The following is a 10048-nucleotide window of genomic DNA, read 5'->3' as shown; positions in this document are numbered from 1 at the left end:
CGCTTTTTTATATGCTATAGATAGGGGCAGCATGGAAGCAATTATTTCTCTTCACCTGTAGGAATGGCAGATGACAAGTCTTTATCTTTGATCTCTACCTTAGCATCTTTAACTGCTTTATCTAAAATGCTTTGTGCTTTCGCTTGATCGATTTTGGATACTTTTAAATCGTATTCCAGTTTGTCTTTCATTTTCTCATATGATTCTTTTTTCTTTTTATCCAACAATTGAATGATGTGATAGCCATGTTCAGATTTAACAGGTTCACTGATTTCATTTTTCTTTAAAGCATATGTTGCTTCTTCGAATTCAGGTACCATTTTCCCTGCTCCAAACCAGCCAAGGTCGCCTCCGTTTGCAGCAGAACCAGTATCTTTGGAGTATTCTTTTGCTAATTTTGCAAAATCTTCTCCTTTATCGAGTTTAGCTTTGACTTCTTTAGCTGTTTTTTCGTCTTCAACAAGAATATGTCTCGCTTTTACTTCTGGTTTTGCATTTTTGTAAGCTTCTTTTAGTTCTTTTTCGGTTACCTTAATATCCGCAGTTGCTGCTTTTTCTTGAAGGAGTCCTATTTTTAAATCGCGTTTTAAATCTTCTTCCGAGCTATATCCAGAAGATGCTAACGCCATTTGGAAATTAGCACCCATTTGTTCTTTGAGCTCGTCCAATTTTGCGTTAATTTCTTTATCCGTTACTTCATACTTATCAGACAATACTTTTTCATAAACTAGTTGTTGAATAACCTGTTCGCCGTACTTATCCTTCATAGCCGTGTAAAATTCTTCTTTTGTAATATCGCCTGCTTTTGTTTCAACGACTGTTTCCGAATCTCCACCGCTACAAGCTGTTAGCCCCATTAATCCAGCTGTAACAGCAGCAGTTAATACCCATTTCTTCATGAGAAAACACTCCTAGTTTAAAATTCTGGTTTGTGTGAGTAAATCCATAAATATTACTATAACATATAATGAATTTTTTCAAAAAAAAATCGTACAAAAATTAGAAGTTATTTCATAAAAAATGGGTAATGGTCTACCCCATTTTAGAACCCAAACATAGTATAGAACGAAGACAGCAAAGGGGAGGTACAGAAAATGGGTCATACATGCGGTGGCGGTTTCGCTTTGTTAGTCGTCCTTTTCATCTTGTTAATTATTGTAGGGGCAGCATTTATCTGTTGATTCTCGCAATAAATAAAATGCCCAGTCCCTTTATTTGAATGATGAATAGGATACAGTAGCCGCTCAATTATTGTTGGACGCTATGTACAAGTGAAATCGTTAAATGAAGTTGAACGTGTTAAATATGAGTGTGCCTATAGCTTGAATGGTTATTTGAAAGGAGGAGATTCCATGTCTGGTGGTGGTTTTGGATTTGGCGGCGGTTTTGCTTTAATTGTCGTTCTATTCATTCTGTTAATTATTATCGGAGCTTCGTGGTTGTAAACAAAGCAAAAGGTGAAGCACAATGCTTCACCCTTTTTATTTGGCTATGTATACAGTATTTCTACATAAGAAGATAGGAGCATAATGGTAATTAAAATATTAATCGTTCTAAATACCTTAGGTTGTCGGTCTTCAGGAATCTCCTTTTGTACACATAAAGAATCTGTCATTCTATTGATATTATATAAAATAATGAGTGAAAACAAGATAAACCAAAACGAGATCAAGCCTGAATCCCTCCTTGCAAAACATTCATGTATTATAACGATACCAAATAATGACGAAAAAAGATACTGAAAAATGTTGCTTGTTTATATGTCTTAAACTTGTTAACTAGACATAACAATGTTTACTTGAATACTCTGTTGATGTTTGACTCCGTTTCAGCATAGCTAAAAGGAAGCCAGACATCGTTCCGCCAACTAGATGGGAAATCAATTTAGATTAATTCATTCCTATTAAATTAGTATTCGACCTGGAGAGAAAAAGACATGTATAATGAAAAGATAGCTATATAAAAGGTCAAACTTGAGGTCATAATGTAAAATAGACAGTAGATTCATTTAGACTGACGGGGGATTAGAAGGTATGCGACATTTAGAGAAAGAAATTGAAACATTGCGTTATCATCAACAATTATTGCTAAAGATTATTCAAAATCCGAAGGCGAAGCTTGATTTATTAATTGTTGAAAAAAATATGACAAAAGAGGAGGCTCAACAATTATTAGAACTTTGTGAATCGTTGAGCAAAAAGTTTGTAACAGAAAAAGCGGAGGGATACATGAACTTTCAACCGCTTTTTAATGACTTACAGAAGCATTTAACGCCTAAGCTTACTGTAAAAGAAGTTATTGAAGCTTTTCTTGCTCAAGGTTTACATAAATCATTCATGCAAGAAATGTCTAAGTTTTATTATTGAACTGACTCAATTTCCTGTTCATTTTTCTTCTTAGTAATTTTTCCATCTACATCTGTAAATTCCTGATCGATATTTGCAAATGAACGTTCGAAGATTTGCATAAAGTCTTCTCCATAAATATTGCGAATAATGGCCATCATTTCAATTAAATCAGGGAATTTTCCGTAAAGTTCACGAAGGGGAAGTGCACCTGAAAAAGCCGAATTTTTGCCAGGGTCATAGGTTTCCATTAAATCTAGTAACACCTTTTCCCCCTCGGGTGTAATTTCGATGTACGTATTTCGCTTGTCATTTTCCTTTTTGGAGAATCTTAGCAGTCCGCGTTCTTCTAACTTTTTTGAAAAGTTAAATGCTGTAGATACATGCATGACTCCGAACTTCGCAACATCGGAAATAGAGGAGCCATTTAAGTGATACGAAATCCAAAGAATATGATGTTCATTAATGTTTAAATCATGTGGTTTAATCCATTGCTGCCAATCCTTCTCAACAGCTTTCCACAATGCTTTACTTAGCTGAGCAATTCTTTGACTAAAAATCATTGCTTCTTTCATAGAATAATTTTTATCTTGCATGATTTAAGATCACCTACTTATCAGAGTGTGTACATTTATTATGACAATAAAATAAAAATTAATAAAGTAAAAGTTTGCGAAATTTTTAGAAATTTTATTCCGGTAATCCTGATAAAATGGAAAATTTCCAATTTTATATAAGGATTATGAAATTTTTGTAAAAAATAATAAATAACTGGGCTTCTTAACGCTTACTCTTTGTTCGAACGCGCAGGAATGATTTCTTCCAATTCTTTTAAAGATTGCTCGATTTCTTCGATATTTTTAAATAATTCGGTTTTATTCGGTTCAATATCTCGTTTCCAATCCTCTATGAGCAATTGGACGTCAGAAACGAACAATTTTAATGAATCTTTGCTTGTTTGAGCGGCTTCTATTGCTTCACTTTTTATGTCTTGAATTTTGGTTAATACTTCCTCAATCGATGCACTTAGATTTTGTTTACTAGTTTGTAAGCGAATTCGTAAGTCTTTACCAGAATTGGGGGCAGAGAGGAGTGTTGCAGCTCCTGCTACGACTGCTCCTGTTACAAATCCAATAAGCAATGATTTGATCTTCATTGTATTATCACCTCATGTTTTATTTATTTCGCTCTGAAATAGCCAAATCCCTTCCAAATATCAAAGTTTAATTGGAAAAAGAATATAGGTTATGTAATAAGACTAACGATTACAAAATATCATAATTTGCTTTAATGGGGAAGAGTATCTGTCATTTTATCTTTATATTGATAAAATAATTAAGGGAATGTAACAATTTTTTGATAAGATATTTGACGATAACAAGATATGGGAATGGACATATTATAAGCAGAGAACACATATACATACATAGTACAGTGAAACTTGCGTCAGTGTGGGATAAAAATTCAGCTAATCTGGTGGGGCATAGATGAACATGCTATTAATGATATGGGTCGTCTGTTTATGTGTGACGGGGTACTATGCAGTTCTTTTACGCAAATCGGGGATTTATCCGCCTAAAAGGGTCGTGCAATCACGTGCAAGAAAATGGGGAATGGCTAGTGGATGTTGTTTTTTTATTTGGTTTGTTATACTCTTTATTCGTTAAGGATGTCATATAGTTGATGAATATAATAATTTAGTAAAAAAGCACCGGAGAAAACCGGCGCTTTTTTACTGTGTGCTGATGTTAGGCTTCTACAGAAGCAGAAGGAATGGACGTCTTTTTCAAGATTTTCGCAATAATTGGATAAATAATCGCCATAACGATTGCATTTGCTGCCATAGCTGGTACAACCACGCCTCCAACTAAAAGAACGAAGCTTTTTGGTAAGCCAGCAATTAGGTAGGCAGATCCAAGAAAAACAACTCCAGAAATAAGCGTTCCAATGACTGTTAAGCCAACTAAACCAGCAACGTTTGTTGAAACCTTTTTAAAAGTAACGATTAAGAAATAAAACAAGAACGCAGTAACAAATTTATCAATGATGTTTGGAATTTGACCTGCAGGGAATGATGTTGTCATAGCTGAAAGTAATCCACATCCTAGAGCAATGACGAATACATTTTTCTTCTCAGGAAATAAAGCAATCGCTAAAAACATCATCAATAGCATCATATCTGGCTTCATTAATAAATATCCTGGAATGATAAAATGTAGTGCCGTTCCAATTCCAAGTAACATGGCAATTGATACAAGTGTTTTTGTGTTCATATGAATCTCTCCTCTTCTCTTCTCAACTAAAAAATGTATACTTTTCCGGCAGTGCACTCGTTGCCTGCCGCGAAAAGTATACATCAGTATATCATGCGCTTCATTTTTTTAGAAGTGGTTTCTAATTAGTACAGAAGCTTATTTTTGGTAGTTTTTTTGGAACTCTCTCATGAAATCAGCAAGCTCTTGGCAGTGAGCTGTTGGTACCGCATTATAAATAGATGCACGGCAACCACCGATAGAACGGTGACCGTTAAGACCAACAAAGCCGGCAGCTTTTGCTTCAGCTAAAAATTGTTTTTCTGCTTCTTCTGTTTGTAGGTTAAATGTTACATTCATGTGTGAACGGCTGTCTGGACGTGCATGTCCTTTATAGAAACCATTGCTTTCATCAATCGCATCATAAATGATTTTTGATTTTTGGTGATTGATTTCTGCTATTTTTTCCACGCCGCCTTGTTCTTTTGCCCAGTCTAATACTAGAGATAATAAATAAATTGCTAATGTTGGCGGTGTGTTGTATAAAGAATTATTTTTTGCATGAGTTGCATAATTTAACACCGTTGGTAATTGGTCGTTATCTTCAATTAAATCTTTGCGGATAATCACAACCGTTACACCAGATGGTCCAAGGTTTTTCTGTGCACCTGCATAGATGATGCCGAATTTACTTACGTCCACTTTTTCACTTAGGATGTCGCTTGACATATCAGCGATTAATGGAACATTTCCTGTTTCAGGGAACTGTTTCCATTGTGTTCCGTAAATTGTGTTATTGCTTGTAATATGTAGATAAGCAGCATCTTCATTTACTTTAATGTCTTCTAATGAAGGGATGAATGAATATTTTTCCTCTTTTGAAGAAGCAACAACAGCTGTTTCGCCAACTTTTTTCGCTTCTTTTAATGCTTTATCTGACCAAGCTCCAGTTAAAACATAATCTGCGCGTTTACCTTCTTTCAATAAGTTCATTGGAACCATTGAGAATTGCAGGCTCGCACCGCCTTGAAGTAGAAGAACTTCATAATTTTCTGGAATCGACATTAATTCTTTAAGTGTTGCGATTGCATGGTTATGAATTTTTTCAAATTGAGCACTGCGGTGGCTAAGCTCCATAACAGACATGCCTGAGTCCTCTATATTTAACCATTCATTTTGAGCTCGTTTTAATACTTCTTCTGGAAGGGCTGCTGGCCCAGCGTTAAAATTCCGTGCACGTTTCACTTTTTCTTCCTCCTAAAAAAATAAATGTAGTTACGGTACTAAGTCTATTATATCCTAACAGAAAAATAAATTTAATTGGAGAGGAAATTCAATTTTTTATTTTGTATTTTAAGAAAATTTCACTTTTTTTAGACAAATAAAGACGGAATTTTTCGACATTTTTCGATATTTAGCTTCATCAGATTTATTTTAGCTAATCGCTTCGGAAGGCAGGGAATGCTTTCCGACAGCAATTCACCTATACTTTTCGTATCAAGAAAAAGATTCTCCACATATGTGAAGAATCAGATATACATTATTGAATATGCTGTGCAATGGCGTTTGCAATGTTTTGTAAATCTTCTGGTGTGTATTCGCTATCATGCGTTTTCCAAACTGCTCCGAAGCCATCACCTTCACCATAGCGAGGGATGATGTGCATATGGTAGTGGAAAACAGATTGTCCAGCCGCTTCTCCATTATTATTGACTAGATTTAAGCCGATTGGATTGAATTCTTGTTTAATGGCACGAGAAATTTCAGGGACAACGGCGAATATTTCTTTTGCAATTTCCGGCGTTAATTCAAACACATTTTCTTTATGTACTTTTGGAATAACGAGTGTATGGCCTTTCGTTACTTGGCTAATATCGAGAAACGCTACGACCTGCTCATTTTCAAATACTTTTGTACTTGGAATATCTCCCTTAATGATTTTGCAAAAAATACAATCGCTCATCGTTTAACTTCCTTTCTAATTTATGAAATTATTGTTAATCGTACCACAAGATGACTGCCTTAGAAAAGTGAAATGAAAAACAGGATGCAACTTTACGTTGCACCCTGTCGTTTGAAAAAGGGGGTATGCTTTTCTTGGCGTATCAACGAGAATAACCTTTGATCAACACCTCATTTACGTTTTTGTAAATTACGGTTATTGGATAAAAGATTTTGTATTCAAGGCAACCATCTCCTATATCTCCATCGTTTTATGAACGATTAAAGTATATTTGATAACTGTTGAATTGAATCTCTTCTACGTGCAAGCGAACCATCTCCTAATGAAATGACTTCGTAAGCAAATTTCTCTGGGTCTTTCAGTTAGTAGTCTGCAACTGACACCTCATTTACAACATGATATGATTCATTTGTAAGGAAGTTTCTTTTAGAAAGCAGTTATAGTTTCTTTAACTGACACCTCATTTTACAATATGATGTGAATCACTTGTAATGAAGAACCCCTTCTTCCTTATTTATCATGACCAGTAATTGCGAGTTATATACATCCTTTTTTATATTTTTTGGATGAAATGATTTTCGGATTGGCTTATTTAGGGAGTAAAAGAGGGCGTCACTATATAATCAAACAGAAATTTGCTACACTATAAACATATTTTTATTTAAGGCTTTGTTCATGAACAGCGTCACAAAGCTTATAAAGAAGGGATCGTTATTTATGTCCTTATTAGATATTAAAGACCTTGTCGGGGGGTATACAAAGACGCCTGTGTTAAAAGGCATCAGCTTTACGATTCAGCCGAATGAATTAGTCGGTTTAATTGGATTAAATGGAGCTGGGAAAAGTACGACGATTAAACATATTATCGGTTTAATGGAGCCGAAGGGCGGCAGCATTTCGATTGCCGGGAAAACTTTCTCAGAAGATCCCGATGGCTATCGTAAGAAATTTACGTATATTCCGGAAACGCCGATTCTTTATGATGAATTAACACTTGAGGAGCATTTACGTTTAACAGCAATGGCTCATGGAATCGAGGAAACGCTCTATGAAAAGCGAATCGGTGTATTGTTGAAGGAATTTCGGATGGAAAAGCGGATGAAATGGTTTCCTGCTCATTTTTCCAAAGGGATGAAACAAAAGGTGATGATTATGTGTGCCTTTTTAGTTCAGCCCTCGCTTTATATTGTTGATGAGCCGTTTTTAGGGCTTGATCCATTAGGGATTCAATCTTTGCTTGATTTAATGACAAAAATGAAAGAGAGTGGGGCAGGAATTTTAATGTCTACTCATATTTTAGCAACAGCGGAGCGCTATTGTGATTCCTTTGTTATTCTACATAATGGTGAAATTCGAGCGAAAGGGAATTTGGAACAGCTTCGTACTCAATTTGCGATGCCGGGAGCAACGCTTGATGATATTTATATTCAATTGACGAAAGAAGATCATCGTCATGAATAGCGGGCAGTTTTGGAAAGAGCGATTTGTCAGCTACAGCAAAGAAATGCAAAAGTATTTGCGTTATATTTTCAATGGTCATCTAGTATTCGTAATGGTGATAGCCTTTGGGGGAGCAGCGTATTATTATAGCAACTGGGTGAAAACGTTACATAGTGATTTTCCTGCTGTGCCGATTATGGCTGTTATTTTAGCGCTTCTTGTGACACGAAGTCCGATTCATACGTTTTTAAGAGAAGCGGATACCGTGTTTATTTTACCTGTTGAAACGCAGTTAAAGCCTTATTTTACACGTTCTATTTTATTAAGCTGGTTTTTGCAAAGCTATATGTTGCTGCTTGTATTAGCGGCTTTAATGCCAATGTATGCGAAAGTGACAGGCTCAGGTATGAACGACTTTGTGACCGTGCTGATTGTGCTATTGCTTGTAAAAATGATCAACTTGAATATTCAGTGGTATGTGTTGAAGTATCAAGAGGTTTCCACAAGTCGTATCGATTTATTGCTTCGTTTTGTCATTAATGTAGTATTGCTGTATGTTGTATTGGATAAAGCGTCCATTTGGGTGTCAGTCCTTATCCTATGTATTTTGCTTGGCTTGTTTGCTTATTATCGCGGAGCTACTCGTCAAAAAGCTTTGCAATGGGAGCGGTTAGTGGCACTTGAAAGCAAACGGCTTCAAGCCTTTTACAGGCTTGCCAATTTGTTTACCGACGTACCAAGCTTAGGAAGCAAAGTGGCGAGAAGAAAGTGGTTGGACTTTCTTTTATCCTTTATTCCATATAAACAATCCTCAACATATATGTACTTATATGGGCGTACATTTTTACGGGCGAATGATTATGCAGGTTTGTTAGTTCGTTTAACCTTAATCGGTTCAGTTATTTTAGCTGTATTGTCCAATCAATGGGCCTATTTATTTGTCGTTGTTTTATTCTTATTTATAACAGCGATTCAATTGTTACCAGTATGGAAAGTACATGAATGGAAAATTTGGGTTTCGTTGTATCCGTTACCAGCTAATATGCGTGAGGCGGCAGTTATTCGGTGGATTTCTTACTTTTTATCACTAGAAGCTGTGATATTTGTTGTTGTGCTGCTTTGTAAAGGTGAATGGATGAGCGCGGGACTTGCGCTAATAGTCGGCATTCTGTTCTTTGTGGGCTTTAAAAGCTATGCGGTGAAAAAAATAAGAACGTTTTAAGAGCACAAGAGGTCACCCAAAAGTTTACTTTTGGGTGACCTCTTTTAATTATAGTTATTACTATATATACTGTGGAAATGAATGAATTAGGTCTATAATAGCCTTATAGACAAAAAGGGGAATTTTTATGAATTATACAAACGCATCAAAAATATGGACGATGCCTTTCTTTGTGGCTCTAATTAACAATTTTTTTCTGTTTATTGTTTATTATTCTCTTATAACTATTTTACCTGTTTATNNGTTTATGTAATAAGGGAGTTAAAAGGGTCAGAGGTACAGGCTGGTCTTATGATGACTATATTTATGCTATCAGCGATTCTTGTTCGTCCATTCTCTGGAAAGATTATTGATGCACTAGGGAAGCGGAAAACATTAATTGTTGCTGAATTATTTTTTGGTCTTTCTACTTTTTTATATTTATGGGTGGATGACCTGTATTTATTGTTGGCCTTACGCTTTTTTCATGGAATATGGTTTAGTATTGTAACGACTGTACTAATTGCCATTGCTAATGATATTGTGCCAGATAAACGAAAAGGGGAAGGTCTTGGTTATTTTGCTATGTCTATGAACCTAGCTGTCGTAGTAGGTCCATTTATTGCCTTAACGGCCGTTCAATTTTTTCCATATCAATCGTTATTTTTAGGTCTGGCTGTTGCTATAGTGATTGGCTTTCTAGGCTCGTTTAGTATAAAAATTTCAGAAAATCGACCAATCATTCTAGAACGCAAACCTTTATCTATTCATGATTTATTTGAAGTACGGGCGATTCCGATTGCCATTGTTGGGTGTTTAACTGCCTTTTCTTATTCAAGTATTATGT

The 10048-nt window shown here is 35.6% G+C and carries 14 protein-coding genes; 7 read left to right on the top strand and 7 right to left on the bottom strand.

The genetic code is table 11. The annotated features are described in order from the left end of the window. Positions 1–41: 41 nt before the first annotated feature. On the bottom strand, positions 42–899 hold the full coding sequence (locus V7068_RS15030) for a peptidylprolyl isomerase (RefSeq protein ID WP_499713456.1): 858 nt from the start codon (positions 897–899) through the stop codon (positions 42–44). Between the two features lie 195 nt (positions 900–1094). On the opposite strand from V7068_RS15030, the gene V7068_RS15025 reads away from it, so the two are divergent. Continuing rightward, a complete protein-coding gene (locus V7068_RS15025) occupies positions 1095–1181 on the top strand; it encodes a YjcZ family sporulation protein (RefSeq protein WP_499713465.1) in 87 nt (28 codons plus the stop codon). Positions 1182–1352: 171 nt separating this feature from the next. Next, positions 1353–1445: a YjcZ family sporulation protein gene (locus V7068_RS15020; RefSeq protein ID WP_119117097.1), complete on the top strand. Its 93-nt coding sequence runs from the start codon at positions 1353–1355 to the stop codon at positions 1443–1445. A 44-nt stretch (positions 1446–1489) separates the two neighbouring features. Here V7068_RS15020 and V7068_RS15015 read toward each other — a convergent pair whose 3' ends face one another. Continuing rightward, positions 1490–1672 (bottom strand): hypothetical protein, encoded by a 183-nt coding sequence (locus V7068_RS15015; protein WP_499713455.1) that lies wholly within the window; start codon positions 1670–1672, stop codon positions 1490–1492. A 361-nt stretch (positions 1673–2033) separates the two neighbouring features. On the opposite strand from V7068_RS15015, the gene V7068_RS15010 reads away from it, so the two are divergent. Then, entirely contained in the window at positions 2034–2366 is a 333-nt protein-coding gene (locus V7068_RS15010) for a DUF1878 family protein (RefSeq protein ID WP_119117099.1), read from the top strand. On the opposite strand, the gene V7068_RS15005 is transcribed toward V7068_RS15010, so the two are convergent. Both V7068_RS15005 and V7068_RS15000 read right to left on the bottom strand, forming a co-directional pair. After that, positions 2360–2941, bottom strand: coding sequence for an HTH-type transcriptional regulator Hpr (locus tag V7068_RS15005; RefSeq protein ID WP_499713453.1), 582 nt, complete (start codon positions 2939–2941; stop codon positions 2360–2362). The two genes, V7068_RS15010 and V7068_RS15005, sit on opposite strands and share 7 nt — an antisense overlap. A 191-nt stretch (positions 2942–3132) precedes the next feature. Further along, positions 3133–3501 (bottom strand): YtxH domain-containing protein, encoded by a 369-nt coding sequence (locus V7068_RS15000; protein WP_127759260.1) that lies wholly within the window; start codon positions 3499–3501, stop codon positions 3133–3135. 331 nt (positions 3502–3832) lie between these two features. On the opposite strand from V7068_RS15000, the gene yhzF reads away from it, so the two are divergent. After that, positions 3833–4012 carry a membrane protein YhzF gene (gene yhzF, locus V7068_RS14995; protein ID WP_499713452.1) on the top strand — a complete coding sequence of 60 codons (180 nt, stop codon included), beginning with the start codon at positions 3833–3835 and terminating at the stop codon, positions 4010–4012. A gap of 81 nt (positions 4013–4093) precedes the next feature. Here the strand turns inward: yhzF and V7068_RS14990 are convergent, their stop codons facing one another. The 3 genes from V7068_RS14990 to V7068_RS14980 form a co-directional block, all read right to left on the bottom strand. Beyond that, positions 4094–4618, bottom strand: coding sequence for a tryptophan transporter (locus tag V7068_RS14990; protein ID WP_499713451.1), 525 nt, complete (start codon positions 4616–4618; stop codon positions 4094–4096). A 138-nt stretch (positions 4619–4756) separates the two neighbouring features. Next, positions 4757–5842, bottom strand: coding sequence for a 3-phosphoserine/phosphohydroxythreonine transaminase (gene serC, locus V7068_RS14985; protein WP_499713450.1), 1086 nt, complete (start codon positions 5840–5842; stop codon positions 4757–4759). 295 nt (positions 5843–6137) lie between these two features. Then, positions 6138–6560 carry an HIT family protein gene (locus V7068_RS14980; RefSeq protein ID WP_127759264.1) on the bottom strand — a complete coding sequence of 141 codons (423 nt, stop codon included), beginning with the start codon at positions 6558–6560 and terminating at the stop codon, positions 6138–6140. 717 nt (positions 6561–7277) lie between these two features. On the opposite strand from V7068_RS14980, the gene V7068_RS14975 reads away from it, so the two are divergent. The 3 genes from V7068_RS14975 to V7068_RS14965 form a co-directional block, all read left to right on the top strand. Continuing rightward, positions 7278–8021 (top strand): ABC transporter ATP-binding protein, encoded by a 744-nt coding sequence (locus V7068_RS14975; RefSeq protein ID WP_499713449.1) that lies wholly within the window; start codon positions 7278–7280, stop codon positions 8019–8021. Beyond that, positions 8014–9222, top strand: coding sequence for an ABC transporter permease (locus V7068_RS14970; protein ID WP_499713448.1), 1209 nt, complete (start codon positions 8014–8016; stop codon positions 9220–9222). The genes V7068_RS14975 and V7068_RS14970 overlap by 8 nt, the downstream gene beginning before the upstream one ends. A 252-nt stretch (positions 9223–9474) precedes the next feature. Continuing rightward, on the top strand, positions 9475–10048 hold a 574-nt coding region (locus V7068_RS14965), incomplete at its 3' end, for an MFS transporter (RefSeq protein ID WP_499713464.1).

The sequence above is a fragment of the Bacillus sp. JJ634 genome (assembly GCF_036962285.1).
GTDB classification, from domain to species: Bacteria; Bacillota; Bacilli; order Bacillales; family DSM-1321; genus Peribacillus; species Peribacillus asahii_A.
The sequence above is the reverse complement of the archived record's forward strand: the minus strand, read 5'-3'. Positions and strand labels throughout refer to the sequence as shown.